General features: G+C 36.0%; 22 protein-coding genes. 18 read left to right on the plus strand and 4 right to left on the minus strand.

Translation table 11 applies throughout. The features are described from left to right. The 6 genes from CP366_RS03350 to rpoD all read left to right on the plus strand — a co-directional run. Positions 1-260, plus strand: a 260-nt coding sequence (locus CP366_RS03350) for a zinc ribbon domain-containing protein (RefSeq protein WP_143469301.1), incomplete at its 5' end; no start/stop codon positions are given. 196 nt (positions 261-456) lie between these two features. Continuing rightward, positions 457-1,212, plus strand: coding sequence for a DNA repair protein RecO (recO, locus tag CP366_RS03355; RefSeq protein ID WP_060462357.1), 756 nt, complete (start codon positions 457-459; stop codon positions 1,210-1,212). 259 nt (positions 1,213-1,471) lie between these two features. Then, a complete protein-coding gene (gene glyQ / locus CP366_RS03360) occupies positions 1,472-2,389 on the plus strand; it encodes a glycine--tRNA ligase subunit alpha (protein ID WP_005719721.1) in 918 nt (305 codons plus the stop codon). Next, complete coding sequence (glyS, locus tag CP366_RS03365) at positions 2,382-4,445, plus strand: glycine--tRNA ligase subunit beta (protein WP_068812882.1); 2,064 nt, start codon at positions 2,382-2,384, stop codon at positions 4,443-4,445. The genes glyQ and glyS overlap by 8 nt, the downstream gene beginning before the upstream one ends. Positions 4,446-4,474: 29 nt before the next feature. Next, entirely contained in the window at positions 4,475-6,295 is a 1,821-nt protein-coding gene (gene dnaG, locus CP366_RS03370; protein WP_013086426.1) for a DNA primase, read from the plus strand. A 15-nt stretch (positions 6,296-6,310) separates the two neighbouring features. After that, positions 6,311-7,423: an RNA polymerase sigma factor RpoD gene (gene rpoD / locus CP366_RS03375; protein ID WP_005719716.1), complete on the plus strand. Its 1,113-nt coding sequence runs from the start codon at positions 6,311-6,313 to the stop codon at positions 7,421-7,423. 46 nt (positions 7,424-7,469) lie between these two features. On the opposite strand, the gene CP366_RS03380 is transcribed toward rpoD, so the two are convergent. Both CP366_RS03380 and CP366_RS03385 read right to left on the minus strand, forming a co-directional pair. Continuing rightward, positions 7,470-8,144 carry a M23 family metallopeptidase gene (locus CP366_RS03380; RefSeq protein ID WP_089145770.1) on the minus strand — a complete coding sequence of 225 codons (675 nt, stop codon included), beginning with the start codon at positions 8,142-8,144 and terminating at the stop codon, positions 7,470-7,472. Beyond that, complete coding sequence (locus CP366_RS03385) at positions 8,144-8,584, minus strand: 8-oxo-dGTP diphosphatase (RefSeq protein ID WP_005719714.1); 441 nt, start codon at positions 8,582-8,584, stop codon at positions 8,144-8,146. Before CP366_RS03385 ends, CP366_RS03380 begins: the two co-directional genes overlap by 1 nt. Before the next feature lie 100 nt (positions 8,585-8,684). On the opposite strand from CP366_RS03385, the gene CP366_RS03390 reads away from it, so the two are divergent. The 8 genes from CP366_RS03390 (at position 8,685) to CP366_RS03425 (ending at position 15,291) form a co-directional block, all read left to right on the plus strand. Further along, entirely contained in the window at positions 8,685-9,368 is a 684-nt protein-coding gene (locus tag CP366_RS03390) for a class I SAM-dependent methyltransferase (RefSeq protein WP_013086424.1), read from the plus strand. Continuing rightward, positions 9,365-10,162: a Nif3-like dinuclear metal center hexameric protein gene (locus tag CP366_RS03395; RefSeq protein WP_060462354.1), complete on the plus strand. Its 798-nt coding sequence runs from the start codon at positions 9,365-9,367 to the stop codon at positions 10,160-10,162. The genes CP366_RS03390 and CP366_RS03395 overlap by 4 nt, the downstream gene beginning before the upstream one ends. Before the next feature lie 18 nt (positions 10,163-10,180). Further along, entirely contained in the window at positions 10,181-11,422 is a 1,242-nt protein-coding gene (pepT, locus tag CP366_RS03400) for a peptidase T (RefSeq protein ID WP_089147945.1), read from the plus strand. Between the two features lie 306 nt (positions 11,423-11,728). Next, entirely contained in the window at positions 11,729-12,103 is a 375-nt protein-coding gene (locus CP366_RS03405; protein WP_089147944.1) for a GntR family transcriptional regulator, read from the plus strand. After that, complete coding sequence (locus CP366_RS03410; protein ID WP_089147943.1) at positions 12,096-12,803, plus strand: ATP-binding cassette domain-containing protein; 708 nt, start codon at positions 12,096-12,098, stop codon at positions 12,801-12,803. Before CP366_RS03405 ends, CP366_RS03410 begins: the two co-directional genes overlap by 8 nt. Continuing rightward, a complete protein-coding gene (locus CP366_RS03415) occupies positions 12,803-13,633 on the plus strand; it encodes an ABC transporter permease (protein WP_089147942.1) in 831 nt (276 codons plus the stop codon). The genes CP366_RS03410 and CP366_RS03415 overlap by 1 nt, the downstream gene beginning before the upstream one ends. Positions 13,634-13,642: 9 nt before the next feature. Then, positions 13,643-14,452: a hypothetical protein gene (locus CP366_RS03420; protein ID WP_013086419.1), complete on the plus strand. Its 810-nt coding sequence runs from the start codon at positions 13,643-13,645 to the stop codon at positions 14,450-14,452. Positions 14,453-14,472: 20 nt separating this feature from the next. Continuing rightward, positions 14,473-15,291 (plus strand): hypothetical protein, encoded by an 819-nt coding sequence (locus CP366_RS03425; RefSeq protein ID WP_089147941.1) that lies wholly within the window; start codon positions 14,473-14,475, stop codon positions 15,289-15,291. Between the two features lie 57 nt (positions 15,292-15,348). On the opposite strand, the gene CP366_RS03430 is transcribed toward CP366_RS03425, so the two are convergent. Beyond that, positions 15,349-15,537, minus strand: coding sequence for an LBP_cg2779 family protein (locus CP366_RS03430; protein WP_013086417.1), 189 nt, complete (start codon positions 15,535-15,537; stop codon positions 15,349-15,351). 70 nt (positions 15,538-15,607) lie between these two features. Beyond that, positions 15,608-16,171, minus strand: a complete 564-nt coding sequence (gene lepB / locus CP366_RS03435) for a signal peptidase I (RefSeq protein ID WP_089147940.1) — start codon at positions 16,169-16,171, stop codon at positions 15,608-15,610. Positions 16,172-16,253: 82 nt separating this feature from the next. On the opposite strand from lepB, the gene CP366_RS03440 reads away from it, so the two are divergent. From CP366_RS03440 to CP366_RS03455, 4 genes are read left to right on the plus strand one after another with little or no spacing between them, the layout of a single operon-like run. Beyond that, positions 16,254-17,006 (plus strand): hypothetical protein, encoded by a 753-nt coding sequence (locus tag CP366_RS03440; RefSeq protein ID WP_013086416.1) that lies wholly within the window; start codon positions 16,254-16,256, stop codon positions 17,004-17,006. After that, entirely contained in the window at positions 16,996-17,973 is a 978-nt protein-coding gene (locus CP366_RS03445) for a hypothetical protein (RefSeq protein WP_083554561.1), read from the plus strand. Before CP366_RS03440 ends, CP366_RS03445 begins: the two co-directional genes overlap by 11 nt. Next, positions 17,954-19,327 (plus strand): RsmB/NOP family class I SAM-dependent RNA methyltransferase, encoded by a 1,374-nt coding sequence (locus CP366_RS03450; protein WP_089147939.1) that lies wholly within the window; start codon positions 17,954-17,956, stop codon positions 19,325-19,327. Before CP366_RS03445 ends, CP366_RS03450 begins: the two co-directional genes overlap by 20 nt. After that, the gene (locus tag CP366_RS03455; RefSeq protein WP_089147938.1) at positions 19,324-20,115 is read left to right on the plus strand and encodes a Cof-type HAD-IIB family hydrolase; all 792 of its coding nucleotides are present in this window, start codon (positions 19,324-19,326) and stop codon (positions 20,113-20,115) included. The genes CP366_RS03450 and CP366_RS03455 overlap by 4 nt, the downstream gene beginning before the upstream one ends. The last annotated feature ends 35 nt before the right edge of the window (positions 20,116-20,150 follow it).

Below are 20,150 nucleotides of genomic sequence, written 5' to 3' on the forward strand. Positions count from 1 at the left end.
TGCTGGCTTATAAGGCAGATCTATATGGCAAAGAATTTCTAACAATTGATCCTAAATATACTACTCAACGCTGTCATGCTTGTGGCAGTATTATGGGCCAAAATGGTTATAAGAAACTAACGCTTAAAGATCGGGAATGGACTTGTCCAATTTGTCGAATGCCCCATATTCGTGATTGGAATGCGGCCGTGAACATCTTAGAAAAAGGATTAGGCAAGTGGCAGAATCCTAAAATAAAAGAAAAAAGCAGCCTAAGCTAGGCTGCAGTCCGCTAGCAACTCGCGGACTCAAAAGGCTTTGGTAATTAGACGACCTCTATCGGCAATAGTCAAAAGATTACTGCTGGTAAGTCAAATCCGTATCTAAGCAAGTTGGTGTTCTGGCTAGCGCAAGCTAACGAGCCACCAAGCCCTAGACTTCAGTCTAGGGTAGTTGACATACTAAAGGAGTCATGATATGGCACGCGAACTAAAAGAAGTTCAGGGTATTATCTTTAAAAGGCAGAAATATAAAGAAGCAGATTTATTAGCCAAAATTATGACTAAACAAGATGGAATTATGACTCTGATTGTTAAAGGAGCCCTGAGGCCTAAATCACGATTAAGTGCAGCAACGTTAAATTTTTCTATTGGTACTTACGTAATTTATACGAGCGGAAAGGGCTTAAGTAATTTACGCACATATAAAGAGGCAAGGCAGTTTGATGGCTTATATAATGATTTAACCAAGAACGCTTATATTTCTTTTATTTTTGATTTAATTGATCACGCCTTTGTAGAATATCAGCCAATTGGTAAATATTATGATTTAGCTTTATTTGCTTTGAAAAAAATAGATAGTGGCGTTGATGCAGAAATGATTACACAAATTGTGCAGATGAAAATATTAGCAGCATATGGTGTTGAGCCACAGCTAAAGCATTGTGTTATTTGTGGTAAGGAAAAAGGCGTTTTTGATTATTCGATTAAAATGGGTGGAGTTATTTGTAGCGATCATTTTAGTACAGTCACTAGCCGAATGCATTTAAAGCCAAAAGAAACTGCTGTAATTAGAACAATTGGCTTATTACCGATTGAGCGATTAGGCGATATTAAAATTAATGAAGAAACGAAGAGGGCTACTAGAAAAGCGATTGATCGTATTTACCATGAAACGATAGGCCTAAATTTAAAGACTAAGAAATTTTTAGATGAATTAAAACTTTTTAGTTAGTAAAAATCTGGTTTTACCATGACCCATGTGTTAAAATAAAAACGTATTTGACGATGATGAGGATTTAAGAAAAGTACTAGTTCAGCGAATGTCGGTCGGTGTGAGGACATCTAGGAAAAGGCACCTCTAGTCATATTGTTCAATTAAGAGCAGGAAGGATACTTCCTGAATTAGGGTGGAACCGCGATAATATTTCGTCCCTATGCAAAATTTTGCATAGGCTTTTTTTATGGCCTAGCGCAGGAGGAGATTAAAGGAAATGGCAGATAAGAAATTAAATATTCAGAATATGATCTTTAAGCTGGAACAATTCTGGTCCTCCAAAGGTTGTATGATTATGCCTTCATACGATGTTGAAAAGGGTGCGGGTACAATGAGTCCTTACACTTTTCTTCGTGCAGTTGGTCCAGAACCGTGGGCAGCTTGTTATGTAGAGCCTTCTAGAAGACCTGCAGATGGTCGTTATGGTGAAAACCCTAATCGGTTATTCCAACACCACCAATTCCAAGTTGTTATTAAGCCAGCTCCTAAGGATATTCAACAATATTACCTAGACAGTTTGAAAGTTTTAGGTATCGATCCTTTGGAACACGATATTCGTTTCGTTGAAGATAACTGGGCTAACCCATCTATGGGTTGTGCTGGTGTTGGTTGGGAAGTATGGCTTGACGGTATGGAAGTTAGCCAATTCACATACTTCCAAGTTGTTGGTGAATTAGATGTTAAGCCAACTATGAGTGAAATCACTTACGGTGTTGAACGCCTTGCGTCATATATTCAGGATGTTAACTCAGTATTTGATCTTGAATGGGGTAATGGCATTCTTTATCGTGATATCTTCAAGCAACCAGAATATGAACATTCTAAATATGCATTTGAAGAATCAAATCAAGAACAATTGCTTCAGTTCTTTGATATTTATGAAGCAACTGCTAAGCGTTTATTAGATAAGAATTTGGTTCACCCAGCATACGATTATATTTTGAAGTGTTCACATACTTTTAACTTGCTTGATGCTCGTGGTGCTGTTTCAGTTACTGAACGTGCTGGTTATTTATCAAGAATTAGAAATCTTGCGCATGAAGTTGCTGTCAAATTTGTCGAAGAACGTGAAAAACGTGGCTTCCCATTGCTTAAAAGTGCAGAAGACAAAAAGGCGGGGGTAGAAAATGGCTAAAGATTATTTATTTGAAATTGGTACTGAAGAAATGCCAGCTCACGTTGTACCACGCAGCGTTAAGCAATTAGCTGACAGAACAAGAAAATTTTTAAAAGAAAATGGCTTGAAATTTAAAGATATTAAGACTTTTTCAACTCCACGTCGTTTGACTATTTTGGTTGAAGATTTGGCTGAAAAGCAAGACGATATTGATGAAGTTAAAAAAGGTCCAGCTAAGAAGATTGCTCAAGATCAAGATGGTAATTGGACTAAGGCTGCTCAAGGATTTGCTCGTGGCCAAGGAATGACTACAGACGATATCTATTTTGAAGAACTTAAGGGTACTGAATACGCTTATGTTCACGTTCAAAAGGAAGGTAAGAAAGCTAGTGATATCTTACTTGGTATGAGCGATATCATTAAGGCGATGACTTTCCCTACTAAGATGCGGTGGGATTCAAATGATTTTGAGTTTGTTCGTCCAATTCACTGGCTTGTTTCATTATTTGGCAGTGATGTAATTCCCGTTAAGATTTTGGATATTACTGCAGGTCGTAAAACTCAAGGCCATCGTTTCTTAGGCGATTCAGTTGTTTTGGCTAATGCTGATGACTATGAAGATGCATTAAAAGATCAATTTGTAATTGCTGATGCAGATGAACGTAAAGATATGATCGTTCGTCAAATGAATGAATTAGTTAAGAAGAACAACTGGCAAGTTAAACCAGATCGTGATTTACTCGAAGAAGTTACTTATTTAGTAGAATATCCGACTGTATTTGCTGGTTCATTTGATGAAAAGTATTTGAAGATTCCTGATGAAGTGCTGATTACTTCAATGAAAGACAATCAAAGATACTTTGAAGTCTATGATGAAAATGGTAAGTTAATTAATCACTTTATTGCTGTTCGTAACGGAAATAAAGATTACCTTGATAATGTTATTTCAGGTAATGAAAAAGTTTTAGTTGCTCGTTTGGACGATGCTCAATTCTTCTATGATGAAGACCGCAAGTATCCACTTAGTCATTTTGTTGATCGTCTTAAGAATGTTTCATTCCACGATAAGATTGGTTCAATGGCTGAAAAGATGCAACGTGTTCGCATGATTGGTGATTACTTAGCTAAGCGTTGGGATTTACCAGAGAATGTAGTCAAGGATTTCGACCGTGCTAGTGAACTTTACAAATTTGACTTAGTTACCCAAATGGTTGGTGAGTTTGCAGAACTTCAAGGTGTAATGGGCATGCATTATGCTCGTCTTGCAGGTGAGGACGAAGAAGTTTCAGTTGCAATCAAGGAACACTACATGCCTGCCACTGCTGAAGGTCCACTTCCTGAAACTACGGTTGGTTCATTATTATCAATTGCTGATAAAATTGATACAATTGTAACCTTCTTTGGTGCAGGAATGATTCCTACATCATCTAATGACCCATACGCACTTCGTCGTTATGCATATGGTATTGTAAGAATCTTACTTAATGAGAAGTGGTCATTACCATTTAACGAAGTTTTACCAGAAATCATTAGTATGCTTAATGGTGTAACTCCAGCTAAGCTACCTAAGAGTGATGCTGACCAGGAAATTGCAGACTTCATTCGTGATCGTGTCAAGCAATACTTACAAAAGAATGACTTCAAGTATGATATTATTGATGCTGTTCTTGCTTCAAGTCAACAAGATCCAAGTCAAATTTTAGCAGCAGCTACTGTATTGCAACTTCACCATGATGATGAAGAATTCAAGCCAGTAGTTGAGAGTTTGACTAGAATTGATAACATCTTAAAGAAGGCTAAATTTAAGAGTAATACTGCTGTTGATGAAAGTCTCTTTGATGATAACAGTGAAAAAGAACTTTACGCTGGCGTTCAAAACTTGCAAGATATTGAAAGTTTGGCTGATCTCTACCAAGGTTTTGTTCAACTGCAACCAGTGATTGATCAATACTTTGAAACTAATATGATCATGGCTAAGGACGAAAAGGTCAAGAATAACCGATTAGCACAATTATATGCAGTTAATGAATTAGCAGATCGTTTAGGTGACTTAAGCAAGTTAGTTATTAAGTAGTTAATTTAGATAGAAAAAGGGTGATTCATATGGCTGGACGGATTCCTGAAGATTTTATTTCAGAGGTTCGCAGTAACGTCAATATTGTTGATGTTATCAGTCAGTACGTTTCGCTTGAGAAAAAAGGCAAAGACTATATTGGTCTTTGCCCTTTTCATCAAGAAAAAACTCCGTCGTTTACTGTAAATGCTGATAAGCAGTTTTTTAAGTGCTTTGGTTGTGGTAAGGGTGGAAATGTTTTTAAATTCTTGATGTATAAGGATGATTTAACTTTTCCCGAAAGCGTCGAGCGAGTAGCTGAGTTTGCCCATATTGCTATGCCTAATGGATATGGTCATAATAGTGGAACAAAATTAAATCCACTTATGCAAATGCATCAGGATGCCGTTGATTTTTATCATCGTGTGCTTTTGACTACTAAAGCCGGTGAACGGGGGATGCAGTATGCTCAAAAGCGAGAACTAGATCAAGAAATATTAGATCATTTTAAGATAGGCTATGCACCTAAGGCTGATAATGTTTTGATTACTTATTTACGTAGTAAAGGTTATCAAGATGATGATCTAGCACAAAGTGGCTTATTTGTTCAAGCTAGGGATGGGCAGTTATACGACCGTTTTCGTGACCGTTTGATGTTTCCATTGGATAATGAAAATGGGAGAACGATAGGCTTTTCTGGTAGACGAATTTCTGATGATAAGACCGAAGCTAAGTATATGAATAGTCCTGAAACGGAGATTTTTACCAAGTCAAAGGTATTATTCCACTTTGCAGAAGCAAAGAAAGCAGCTCGTGGTGAAGGTCACTTAGTTCTATATGAAGGTTATATGGATGTAATTGCAGCATATAAAGCAGGGGTGAAATCGGGAATTGCCTCAATGGGAACTAGTTTAACAGATGACCAAATATATTTGTTGAGACGTATTACTCCTAATATCATTATTAATTATGATGGAGATGATCCAGGAGTCCATGCCGAAGAACGTGCTGCACGTATGTTTAATAAAGATGGCAATTTTAATTTAGGAATTGTAGTTTTACCAGAAAAACTAGATCCTGATGAATACGTCAAAAAATATGGCGCTGAGAAGTATCTGGAAGAAGTCAAAGGTGCCTTAACGCCGACTGACTTTTTCTTAAAACGGTTGGAACAAAAATATAACTTAGATAATGACCGTGAAAAGATTGCTTATTTAGGTGAGGCCGTAAAAGAAATTGCACAAGTGCGCAATCCAGTTGAGCAAGATATGTATACTGAAAAATTGGCGAAGTCTAGTGGGGTTTCTATTGCTTCGTTAAAGGCAAATCTTGCTAAAGAAAGACGGCGAAATAATCGGGCACGCAATCATGTACGTAATTCTCAAAGAAATTCACCTGATTATCCGATAGACGTACCTTTACCTGGTGATGAAGACGTGCCTACAGAGCAGTCAGTAGTTGAAAAAAATCCTAGTCAGACCAGACTCTTGTATTTATTTATTCATTCAACTGATGCTCAAAAATATATGTTAGAAGGGCAATTTCATTTTCCTAATCAGGATTTTGAAACTCTGGCACAGGATTGGTTAAAATATGCGGAAACTCATGAAAATCCACAAATTGATGGGTTCTTAGATTTTATTCCTGAGCAACTTCAAGGTATAATAGTAGATGCTGAAATGGCACAGATGCCAAAAGATTCTACAATTCAAGAAGTTGATGCTTTGGTTCTAGCATTAAAAAGACGCAACATCTATTCCAGGCTGAATGAGCTTCAAGCTCAATTACAGGATGCTAAGCGCAAAAATGATGCACAAGGAATTATTGCAATCACTCAGGAGATTATTGGATTAAAACGGATCTTAGGTTAATAAGGAGGCTTTTTAGTGGCAGAAAAAGAAACTACACAAAAACTATCTTTGGATAAGATGGTTAAGCAAGTCGTAAAAGACGTAAAGAAAGATAAGTCGATCACTGAAGAAGATTTCACTGCTCGTTTGATTAAGCCTTATAACTTACAAGGCAAGGCTGTAGATCAACTAGTACAAGAGTTTGAAGATAATGGTATTAGCATTGTTGATGAAAACGGTGATCCTTCAAAGTTAGCCTTAAAAAAACAAAAGGATGTTGAAAAGGCTGAATTAAAGGATATGTCTGCTCCATCAAGCGTACGCATGAACGATCCAGTGCGGATGTATTTGAAGGAAATTGGTCGTGTACCACTTCTTACTGCTGATCAAGAAATTGCTCTTGCCAAAAGAATTGAATCCGGGGATGAAGAGGCAAAGCAAGAATTAGCCGAAGCCAACCTTCGTTTGGTAGTTTCTATTGCTAAGCGTTATGTAGGACGTGGTATGTCATTCCTTGATTTGATTCAAGAAGGTAATATGGGACTAATGAAAGCCGTTGATAAGTTTGATTATCGTCTAGGCTTTAAGTTCTCAACCTACGCAACTTGGTGGATTAGACAGGCAATTACTCGTGCGATCGCTGACCAAGCACGTACAATTAGAATTCCTGTTCACATGGTCGAAACAATTAATAAATTGATCAGGATACAACGTCAATTGTTACAGGACTTAGGCCGTGAACCTACACCAGAAGAAATTGGTGCAGAAATGAATATGCCAACCAATAAAGTACGTGATATTCTAAAAATTGCTCAAGAACCTGTTTCATTAGAAACGCCTATTGGCGAAGAGGATGATTCACACTTAGGCGACTTTATTGAGGATAAGGATGCAACTAGTCCAGAACAACACGCTTCTTACGAAATGTTGAAGGAACAACTTGAACAAGTACTTGAGACTTTAACTGATCGTGAGGAAAATGTTTTGCGTTTGCGTTTTGGTCTTGATGATGGTCGTACCCGTACTTTGGAAGAAGTAGGTAAGGTATTTGGTGTTACCAGAGAGCGTATTCGTCAGATTGAAGCTAAGGCATTACGTAAGTTGCGTCATCCAAGTCGCTCAAATCAATTACGTGATTTCATGGATTAATTATAATTATCTATATTAAAAGAGCTAAGTTTTACTTAGCTCTTTTTTATTGGACTGGATCTTTACCTGCTGCCCTTAGATTATCTTCAATGATTTTCATTGGATTTAACCAAGTGCCATTATCTTTCCAATAGTATTTGCATGGCGTATTGTCATGCTTTTTATCAATGTAATCTTTATCTGTCTTAGTAACTCCTAAATGAATGTGAGAGCCGGTCAGTTTACCAATTTTTTGTCCCAACTTGACTTTTTGACCTTTTTTAATATAAATATCAGTAATACTGAGGAAGCCTTCCTGGTAAACTTCAACATAGCCATCATCGGAAATAATCCAAATATAAAGTCCTAAACCTGGGGCGTATTTAACACGATGGACAGTTCCCGCATGCACAGCATATACGGAAGAATGTCCAACTTCACTAAATCCGAAGTCATAGCCATCATGAAAATAACTCTTGCTAGGATAGACTCGACGAATGACGTCAGTTTCACCAAACTTTTGTCCAGATTTAAATTTGATTTTCTTTTCATAGAGCTTCTTAAAAGGGTAACCCCAAGTAACATGAACGACTTTTTTCTTTTTAGCAGTCTTCTTTTTCTTAACCGTGTGAGTTTGTGGTCGTAAACTATTCAGATTGTTTTGCCATAAGGGAATAGAGGCAAAAGCTAAAATAGCAATTAAAGCAGCTAAAAGTGCAAACTTACTTTCAGTTTTTTTCATTAAAATAGCTCATCTCGCTTTCCGTCAAGCATATGTTCACTAATTGTTTGTTCAAAAAATACTGGTAAATCATGATCAAAATTGTAAGCTAACTTTTGCTTTTTCAATTCTTTAGCACTCATCCAGGTTAGTTTACCTTCGTCTGATTCTTTAACGGTACCCGAAAATTGTTCAGCTATGTAGAAAAATACTAAATAACGTTCATCATTGTGATCATAAAATTGTTTAACACCAACTAATTGAGGATGACTAATCGTTAATCCAGTTTCTTCTTTGACCTCCCTGACGACAGAATCATGAAAAGATTCATGCGCTTCAACATGACCACCAGGAAAAGTAAGTCCTGGCCAGACCGGATCGTTGCGATCAAGAACTAAAACCTGATCTTTGTTTTTAACCATGCACATATTAGTTAATGTGACATTTTCTGTTCTACTCATGTAAAAAACCCGCTTTCTGTGACGATTATATCAAATAGTAGCAAAATAAGACTATGAAATATGCTAAAATTTGTTTAACCATATCTTTTATGGAGGAAACATGAATTTAAGATTAAATACGTTGGCAAAGATGGTAGATCCTGGCAGTCGAGTGGCTGATATTGGAACTGATCATGCATACTTGCCAATTGAATTAGTAAAAAATGGCAAAATTGATTATGCAATTGCTAGTGACGTTGCAGAGGGCCCTCTTGAAAATGCTAAAAATGATATTGCAGCAGCTGGGTTAACCGAGCAAATTGAAACTCGCTTAGGTAGTGGGTTAGAAACCGTTACTCATGCTGATCAGATTGATACAGTTGTGATTGCCGGAATGGGCGGCAAGTTAATGACTGATATTCTTGATAGAGCTTGGAGCAAAGATGCACAATTTAAAACTCTGGTACTAGAACCTAATATAGGCGAAGCAGGGGTACGTAATTGGCTGATGATGCATAATTATAAGATTATCTCAGAAAAATTAATTGCAGAGGCTGGGCATACTTATGAATTAATTAAGGCTAGCTTAACTGAAGAAAAGCATGAGATGACTGAAAAGGAAATCTTTTTTGGCCCCTTTATTGTACAAGAAAAGAATCCAGTTTTTTATCAGAAATGGGAAGGCCAACTCGCTTATTATCAAAGATTGCTGGTTAATTTGAATAAAGCAAGAAAAAAAGACGAAGATCGAATCAATGAAGTAGATCATGATATTAAATTAATCAAGGAGGAATTGGAGAATTGACCAAAGTAAAAGACATTGTTGCGCGCTTGCGACAAGATTTTCCGGAAAACATTGCTTCACAAGGTGATCCTGTTGGTATGCAAATTGGATCAATGGAGGCTGATGTTACCAAAGTAATGACTACTTTAGATGTACGTCCCCAGGTAGTTGAAGAAGCTGTTGAAAAAGGGGTTGATTTCATCGTTAGTCACCATCCTGTAATGTTTAGACCAGCACAAAATTTGGATTTTGCGAATGCACAAAACGCAATGTATGGCAATATTATCAAGAATGGAATTACTGTTTATTCAATTCATACTAATTCAGATAAAGCCCAAGATGGATCTGCTGATTGGCAAGCAGAGGAATTAGGTCTGCAAGATGTTGAACCATTTTGTCTGGATGATGATGGAATTGCTATGGGTAGAAAAGGAAAGTTACCTAGAACAATGACTGCTTATGATTTTGCCTATTATGTTAAAGAAAAAATGCAAATTAAAATGGCACGTCTGATTACTGCAAACAATGAAAAGCCAATTACCAGTGTAGGATTTATTTGTGGCGATGGTGGTAAATATTGGACTAGAGCCTTAGATGACCATTTAGATGCTTTTATTACTGGGGATGTTTATTATCATGTAGGCCATGATATGATTTCATCTGGTTTAACTGTTGTTGATCCTGGTCATTATACTGAAAAACTATTTAAGTACAAGGTCTATGATCGACTTAAAAAGTGGAATGAAGAAAATAACTGGAATGTTGGAATTGAGCTTTCCGAGGTTTCTACCAATCCATTTCAAGACTTATTTTAATTAGAAAGAGAGTTATATATGGAATATCCTAATTTGTTACCTAGATTTTTAAAGTACGTTAAAGTTAATTCGCGTTCTGACGAACACTCAGATCGCTTTCCATCAACTGAAAGAGAAGAAAACTTCCAAAAGAATGTCATTATGAAGGATCTTGAAGACTTAGGTTTAAGTGACATTCATTACAACCAAAAAGCAGGTAGTGTAATTGCTGAAATTCCTTCAAACGTTGACTATGATGTTCCGGTAATGGGCTTTTTAGCACATAGTGATACAGCTGACTTTAATTCAGAAAATGTTAAACCACAGATTCATGAAAATTATGATGGTGAAAGCAAAATTCAATTAGGCGATTCAGAATTTTACCTTGATCCAAAGGTCTTTCCACACTTGAAGAATTACAAGGGTCAAACTATAATTACTGCCTCAGGCGATACCTTGCTTGGTGGGGACGACAAGTGTGGTGTTTCTGAATTAATGACCTTTGCGGAATACTTAATGAATCATCCAGAAGTTAAGCACGGCAAGATTCGATTGGCCTTTACTCCCGATGAAGAAATTGGTACTGGTGCTGAACACTTTGATGTTGAAGACTTTGGTGCTGACTTTGCTTTTACTGTTGATGGTGAAGCTCCTGGTAAGTTAGATTGGGGTACATTCTCTGCGGCACAATTTAGTCTTGATATTCAGGGAGTTAATGTTCACCCAGCTGTTGCTAAAGGTCAAATGATTAATGCAATTCAAGTTGGAATTGACTTTCATAATCAACTGCCAGAACACGATCGCCCAGAACATACCGATGGACGCGAAGGTTTCTTCCATCTAATGAATTTTGCTGGTACTGTTGATAATGCTCACTTAGATTATATTATTCGTGATTTTGAACGTGATGGGCTTGAAGAGCGGAAGAATTTGGTTAAGTCAATCGTTAAGAAAATGAATGCTGAATTTGGTACTGAACGAATTACACTTAAAATGTGGGACCAATATTACAACATGGCCGATGAATTAAAGAAACATATGGACATCGTTGACTTAGCGCGCGATGCTTATAAAGCAGAAGGTCTTGAAATTAACGAAGACCCGGTTCGTGGTGGTACAGATGGCTCACAATTGACTTATATGGGCTTACCATGTCCTAATATTTTTGCCGGAGAAGAAAACATGCATGGTCGTTATGAATACACAGTTCTTGAGTCTATGTGGAAAGCGGTCGATGTCATGATTAAAATGGCTGAATTAAACGCTGAAAGAGCTAAGTAAGTGAAACATTTTTGACTAAAAATATCAATAATTCTATTTCTGATCTAATATGAGATTATTGATAGATTAGGAAATAGGGTAAACATAGTTAATAAATAAAAATTATGCACTAATACTATTAAAAATAAAAGATAGTTTATAATTACCGTCATTATAGGATTATAGACTATCTTTTTGTTGTACTTTTAACTTTTATGAACTTGTGAAACAAAGTGATTAAACTTAGCCCTTGCAAAAAGTGACTAAAGTGAGTATTATAGTTAGTGTAATAGATTAATAATACAGTGTAAAATAGGAGCTAAGTAAATGGAATTTAAAGATAATATTCCTATTTATCTTCAGATTGAACAATACTTGTATCGTCAAATTGCTTTAGGCAAGTTAACAGCTGGTGAGAAGATTCCTTCTGTTAGAAAACTTGCTCTAGAATTAACCGTTAATGTTAATACCGTGCAAAGAGCACTACAACAGATGAACAGTCAAGGTATTCTTTATACTAAACGTGGCGAAGGTAATTTTGTTACTGAAGATACTAAACTATTATCCGAAACCAAGCAGTCATTAATTAATAATGAATTAGAACAGTTTGTTCAAAATATGGAAGAGTTTGGAATAGGAAGAAACGAGTTAGTTTCAACGTTAGAGAATTATTTAAAAAATGGTGGGGATCAGAATGAATGATTTATTAGCTATTAAAGATGTAAGTTATAAGAAAAATCAGAAGCAAGTATTGCAAGATGTGAACTTGAATTTAGCTCCTGGCAAGATTGTTGCTTTACTTGGTGAAAATGGTGCTGGTAAGACCACTTTGATGCGAATTATTGCCGGTGTAGCTAAGAATTACAAAGGCGAAATTAATTTAGAGGGGGCAACAAAAGAGGCAGAAAGAAAGGCTAAGTTGTCTTTTACTGATGGTTTAACTGGCTTCAGCGATTCAACAAAGATCAAGGAAGTGGTTAAATTTTACGCAACGATTTTTCAAGATTTTGATGAGAATGAATTCGATGAGCTGCGTAAGTTTATGAAATTAGATCCTGAAATAAAACTGAGTCAGTTATCACGAGGAATGCGTGAAAAATTGATTATTGCTTTAACATTTGCTCGTAAAGCAGATTTGTATTTACTTGATGAACCTTTTGGTGGGATTGATGCAATGGCTCGAAAGAAAATTATTAATTCCATCATTTTGTGGAAAGATGAAAAGGCAACGATTTTAATCTCAGATCACTTTGTCAATGAAATTTCATCATTGCTTGATGAAGTGGTTATTGTAAAAGATCATACCGTTTTGGAACACAAGTCAGCAGATGACATTCGTCAAACGCATAAGTCAATCGAAGAATACTATGAAAGTTTTTATGCAGATGAGGATGATGAATAATGACTAGTTTTAACACATTGTTTAATCGAATGTTTCAAGAAAAAAGCAAGTCAGTCTATTTAATCTTCTTAATTCAAGCCTTTGCTAGTTTATGTTTTACAATTATTGGTTTTGTTTCGGGAAATGGTACACCAGAATTTGTTAATGGAAAAGATACTAGTTCTGTCAATGTGATTGTTGCTTTTCTCGCTGTATTTGCAGTAATGATGCTGATAACGTCATTTATCGCTGATTTTGTTTATTGGATTATTTCTTCAATCAAGAATGAAAAAATTAATCGCAGTCAAACTTGGCGCTTGATTCCGGTAACTGATACTAAGTTTTTGCTTAGCAATTTTGGGACAGCATTTTTAACTTATATTTGGTTAGGAATTTTAGAAGCGGTCACGATAATCGTTACCCTTTTGCCGATGTTGTCTGATCAAGATGTGCGCAAAGCAATAGGTCAGGCTAGAATCCATCTTTCAGCAAGAGACTGGCAAACAATGCTCGAAAGTTTGCTGCTAATCATTTTTATTGGCTATGCTTGGTACGCAATTGTAAGTTTGCTTAACCTAGCAAGCCGCAGCATTATTGATTTTTTGCCAGGTGGCTCAAGTAAAGTATGGACCTTTATTATTAGAGTAATTGTAATTATTGCGATTATTTGGATTTTAGGCCATGCGGCAACAATTATCTTTTCAGTCTTAGGAAAGTTTAGTCCTTTTATGGTCAACAGCCAGGATATTAACTATGCCACTACGATTCTTCAATTCTTGGTCTTTGATGTTGTGATTACTTTGATCGATATCTTGCTTTTGAATAAATTCGTAGAAGCAAAACAGAATTAGGAGTTTTTTATGGCAAATTTTAAGACCTTGTTTAAGCAAATGTTTGTGCAAAAAAGGCGCTACGCTAACTTAGTTTTGTTATTACAAGTTTTTGCAGTCCTTTTTTTGCTGGTAATGGCTCTGTTAGATAAAAGCAATTTAGCTTATCTCAACATTAGTAAGGACAGTAATTGGCTAGATCGTTTGCTTAGTGCAGGAATGCTCAAAACGCCGATTGCCGATGTGATTTTTGTTGGTCTGCTTTGCTGGCAAAATGAAAAAATCAACCTCAGTCAAACTTGGCAGCTAGCTCCAGCTTCAAGTGTCAAAATCTGGCTGATTAATATGCTTTCTAGTTTAGTTGAATGTATTTATATTTTTGTAATTCAAGTCATTTTAGGCTTCGTTGCTGCTATGATTGATAATTTAAGTCATCATTATTCACTGCTTCATGACTTAGTTGATGCTAAAGTTACTTGGGCAGATGCTAGTTTATTAATTGAATTTCTATTGTTCTTAACTGGAACGGTTTTAGTTATTATGACTTTTGTCAGTTTTGCTAATTTTTTGACGAAAGTAATTGTTGATCAATTGCCAGTTAACAATAATATTGTCATTAAGTTATTTGTGATGGCAGTGATTGTGATTATTGCAATCTTGATTGCTGAACAGCTAAACGAACAAATTACTGCTATGTATTTGCATCGTTTTGCCAAAGAAGCAGCATATGATCCATTGGGTATTTCAGTGGTTGAGTACTTTGCAGGAGCAATTGTTTTAGGAGCAATCGACAGCTACTTAATGAGTAAATTTGTCGAACCTAAGATAATTAATCGTTAATTGAAGGGGAGGGGTAGATAGTGACGAATTTTTGGACCTTGTTTAGGCAAATGTGGACGCAAAAAAGAAAATTTATTTATTTGGTTTTCTTAATTAATATCTTTGCTGTAGTATTTTTATCAGGTTATTTTCTTCTTTTCAAAAATTGGAATGGTCTAGCAAATCTGCCGTCTAAAAATTTAGGGCAATTCTGGCGCAATAATTTTGTCTATGTGACTTTATACATTGATTTTGCCTTTTGTGCGATTACATGTTGGCAAAATGAAAAAATTAATCTGAGTCAAACCTGGCATTTAGCAGCTAGCGATGAACGAAAAACATACTTAGCTAATATATTTAGCAGTTTGCTGGCATGTGGTTATTTCTTCTTGCTGCAAGAAATCGTTAATAGTCTGTTGCTGATCCCTAGTTGCGGGGCAGACAGTTTTGCTCAAGCATTTCGTGAGTTTGGTCTGTATCCAATTAAAACAGTTCCCGGCGTTGAAATAACTAGCAATCGAATGCTTGCTTTTCATTGGTTGTTTATCATTTTGATAATTTTAATCATTTACTTCTTTGTCAGCTTTGCCAATTTTATTTCGCGAGTAATTACTGATTTCTTGCCGTTTAAGAGTACAGTTTGGGCTCGCTTGTTAATTATCGCAATTTTGGTAATTGTCGCAGCTTACTGCGGCATGATCTTTATGTCTAAGTTACAGGGCTTTGTTGATAAGAGTCCAAATTTACAAGCAACCGATCCAATCTGGTTAGATGATTTATGCTTGTTTATTGTTAGCCTTGTTTTCGGTATTTTGAATCTAGTATTCGTGAAGAAATATCTTGAACCAAAAATAGATTAATTAATGCAAAAAAGAGCTTCATTTCAATCAAGAAATGAAGCTCTTTTTTGTAGTTAACTAAGCATTAGCTGACATATAGTCATAAAGTTGATTTACTTCTTCAGCTGTAAATTGACCATCACCAGTTTTCATAGCATGGACTTTTTCAACTGATAGGTGACTAGCAAATGCTAGATCAGTGTCATTAACATGGTGTTTTACTTGAAAATTAATAATTGCATCAGATAATTCTTCTTGCTCATTCATAATAATTTCTCCTTACTCTTTAATTTTAATCAAATCAGGACGAAAAATAAAATTTTTTGTAATTTTTCAATTAAAATGTTTTCCATTGCGTAAATGGCCAATACCTGAAGACGACTCGTCCAACTAGCGCGCTTCGTTTAACAAACCCAAAGTAACGGGAGTCCTTTGAGACGTCACGGTGATCTCCCATGACGAAGTAACTATCCTTAGGTACTCGCTTTTTTAAAGTGAAATTGTTAGTATAGAGTTCACCTAATTTATGTGACTTTCTTTGGTAGCCATTATTTAAATATGGTTCTGCAATTTGTTTGCCGTTAATGTAAAGCTTATCATTTTTAGAAGTAACCATATCACCAGGTGTACCAATAATTCGCTTGATATACAGAGCACCTTTTTGGTCTGGTGCTTTTAGAATGACGATATCATTTCGTTTAGGCGTAAAATGACGTACAGCAATCAAACGATCGCCATTCTCAAATGTGGGCTGCATTGATGGACCAGATACTGTTTCATTTGATAGGAAAAAACTAAAAATAAAGTAGTAAATTCCCATCAAAATTGCAAACACAATAATTATGTCTAAAACAAAGCGGCCAATGCTTTCATCATCATTTTTCTTTTTGGTTTCAACCATAGAATATCTCCTTTGCTTGCTAGTCTTATTATAACTGAATTCTCCGCCGTTGAATGGTAAAATCATATTAAGGTGTTTAAGTATGACAAAATTTTTGACGAAATTAACAAAATTAGAGCAAGAGATAAATCATCCTGCGGTTAAACGACAAGTTGAAGAAATAGCATTAATTGATAGTTATGTACAAGCAGGTAAGCCATTGAAGCGGGCACCACGCAGATTAGGTTTATTGCCAGATGAATTTGAAGAAGTTTTAGTTGAGGTGGGACCAGATAAAGAAGGGGCCTTAAGGGATTTAAATAATTTACTTAATAATTTTCGGCAATATCTCTCTTTAATATATGGCATCTGGTCTCTGCCTAATATTCAGACTGCGCAGTTAATTAAAAATAAGCTGCATGTGCAAACAGCGTTAGAAATCATGGCAGGCAACGCGTATTGGTCTCAAGCTTTGGCTCAGGTTGGAATTAAAGTTCACAGTACAGACTCATTAGAGTGGGCCAAGACGTCGACCACTGGAGCTAAGCCTTTTTATCCAGTAGAAGATTTACCAGCTGACCAAGCAATTAAGAAGTATCACACAGTTAATCTAGTTCTATGTTCGTGGTCACCAAATTTCGGTCACGGAGATTTAGAAACTGTGGCAGCTTGGCATAAGTATAATCCAAGTTGTCATTTGCTCTTTGTTGGTGAAAAAGATGGTGCTACTAATTCACCAGAATTTTGGCACCAAAATTGGTTTAAAAATAGTGCAGCTTTAGACGAGATTAATCATTCCTTGCAAAGCTTCGATTTTATTAATGAACAGGTATTTGAAATAAAAAATGAATTTTAAAAAGATATTTTTGTTACTGATTCTTTTATTATCTTTTTTAGGAATTGGAACAATGCTCTCCAATATTGAATCTAGTTATGCTGACGAATTGCTGGAAGCACACGGCTTAACTAATAATACCCGCTATTTTAGAACAGATAGTGATGAAAAGATTAGTATTTTCCTAAAATATTTGGACAAAAATTATGCGAATCATCAAATTCAACTGCATTTAGATAATAATTATGAAAAAAAACAAGTGCTTGTTTGGGCTAATCATGCCGTTACTGGCTTGCCAACTGAGAGTGGTCGCTATTTTTCGCCTGATGATTTTAAAGGACAGGTTTCTTTTGTGGTGCTGGGGCCAACAGTTAAACTTAATTTATTAGATGTGCAGAATAATAAATATGTTATTTTAGGCAAAAATTATTATTCTGTTATAGGCGAATTTAAGGACTATCCACAGGTAGAAATGGATAAATATTATCTAAGTACAGGAATTGATCAGCCAACTGCTAAAGACCAGCTCAAGAATTATCGAATTGTAGTAGATGCAACACCTGCAGTGATTGAAAAGATTGCTAAGCATTATCATGCTAGTTTGCATATTCCGTCTTTTGTTCAAGAGCATCATCGTGATCGTTTATCTGTCGTGCCGGATATTTTAATGTTAGTTGTTTGCCTATTGGTCGGAATGATTACAAATATGTTGCTTGCAATAGGAATTAAGCGTCAGGCTCGTTTAACACGTCTACACGATGATTTGCTGCGCAATTGGGTAATTAACCGCAGCGTACGTTTATTTTTAATAGAGGCTATTTTTGCCCTTGCTACATACTTCTTTTTAAGATGGCATGCCTTTTATTCAACATATGGTTCTTTAATAGTTACATTAATAGCTTCCTGGGTTGTAATTGTATTGGCGTTTTGTGGGATGGTCTATTACTTAGTGAGAAAGGACAGGAAAATTGCTAAATCTACCAAATGAATTTAAAACTAAATATGAAAAATTATTAGATACCAAAAAAGCACAAGAACTATTTGCGGCGATGAATGAAGAGAGCAAAAAAGCTTTTAGAATTAATACATTGAAGCCTACTAAGGTTTCATATGAGCTTACTGATTCAGTACCGCAAATAAATTCAGCCTATTATGGTGAAGTATCGGGGGAAGATCCTGAGTGGGTAAGCGGTAGTGTTTATTCTCAAGATCCAGCGGCTATGTTTCCTGCGGCAATTAGTGGTGTTCGGCCAGGAGAGCGCGTGCTAGATCTGTGTGCTGCGCCTGGAGGAAAAACAACAGCATTAGGAGAACAATTGAAGGGTGAGGGCCTTTTAGTAGCTAATGAAATCTCTGCAACACGAGTAAAGGCACTACGGGAAAATATTGAACGTTGGGGCATCAGTAATGCCTTAATTACTAATGAAAGTCCAGAAAAGTTAGTTCCAATTTTTTCGGAATTTTTTGATGTGATTTTAGTCGATGCTCCATGTAGTGGTGAAGGAATGTTTAGAAAAAATCCGGAGGCAATTGATTATTGGTCTCAAGACTATGTTTTAACATGCCAGAACCGTCAAAAAGAGATCCTCAATGAAGCTGTTAAGATGCTTCAACCTGGCGGACGCTTAATTTATTCAACTTGTACCTTTGCACCAGAAGAGGATGAGCAGATTGTTAGCTGGTTAAATAAAGAATATGGTTTTACAATTTTAGATACAGGGATACAAACTAATAAGATTGATGTTGGACAGCCTGAGTGGGCTGATGGAAATCCTGATTTGACTAAAACATTACGCTTTTGGCCTCAAGATGGTATAGGTGAAGGACAATTTGTGGCAGTTTTACAAAAAGTAGGTAAAGCTAGAATTGAAAAAAAGAGCAAAAACAAAAAAGCCAAGCGTGATCCGTGGCGCTTAACCAAAAATGATCAGGAACTAGTTGGTCAGGTAATGGATCAGTTTAATTTACCAGTTGCTTTAAGTGACTGGCGTAATAAAGCAAAAGTCCGTAATGAACATGTCTATATTCCTGCAATCAGTTTGCCTGAAAAAAGTAAGCTTCATGTAATTAATAATGGAGTCGAGTTGGGTATATTAAAGAAAAAACGTTTTGAACCAGGACATCAATTGGCAGAAGTGCTAGGTAAGGTAAAGCAAGAACGGGTTTATGATTTACCGACAATTGAAGAATACCAAAATTATTTGCACGGTGAAACCGTTAAAGTGGACAGTGATTTGCGGGGCTTTGTGTTAGTCAGCTATCAAAAATTAATATTTAGTTTTGGCAAAATCGCTGGTAATCAAGTATTGAAGAACTTTTACCCAAAGGGATTGAGAAAATGATAAAACTAATTGCGACAGATATGGACGGAACCTGGTTAACTGACCAGAAAGACTATGATAAAGAATTATTTTTGCGTGAATTTGCGGAAATGCAAAAGCAGGGGATTAAATTTGTAGTTGCTAGTGGCAATCAATATGCTAACTTAATGACTCGTTTTCCTGAGGTTTTGGATAAAATTTATTTTGTAGCTGAAAATGGGGCATTAGTTGCTCAAGGAAGACAAATTTTGCATGTTGACTCGTTAAGTGATGACATATATCAAACTTTATTAAAAATAACTACTGAATATCCATATCCAGCTGTAGTGATGGGGTTAGTAAGTGCTTATGTTAAAAAGAGCAGTGGACGAGCTTATAAACAAGAAATGAAAAAATACATGGAGCATATTACTGTAGTAGATTCTTTTGGAGAAATTGATGATTGGATTTTCAAGGTCAGTCTGACAGTGCCAGAAGATAAAATGTCTAAAATTTTGCGCGAATTAAAAGAAAAATATCCGGAGGTTGGTTTTGTTTCTGGTGCAGCAGACTCGATTGATATGCAAACTAAGGGAATGAATAAGGCAGTAGGTCTAGCATATTTGAGTCAAAAATTAGGGATCAAATCAAGTGAGATGATAGCTTTTGGCGATAGCGGTAATGATGTAGGAATGCTGAAATATGTAGGCCGTAGTTTTGCTACTGCAACGGCGTTGCCAGAAGCCAAACAAGCTGCAGGGCAAATTATTGGTTCAAGTAATGAAAGTGCTGTTCAAAAAGAAATTGCCAAATTGCTTGAAATTAAATAAGGAAAATTATGTAAAGTAAAAGCACTAGTAATCAT

The sequence above is a fragment of the Lactobacillus sp. UMNPBX15 genome (assembly GCF_002553785.1).
In the GTDB taxonomy this organism is placed as follows: domain Bacteria; phylum Bacillota; class Bacilli; order Lactobacillales; family Lactobacillaceae; genus Lactobacillus; species Lactobacillus crispatus.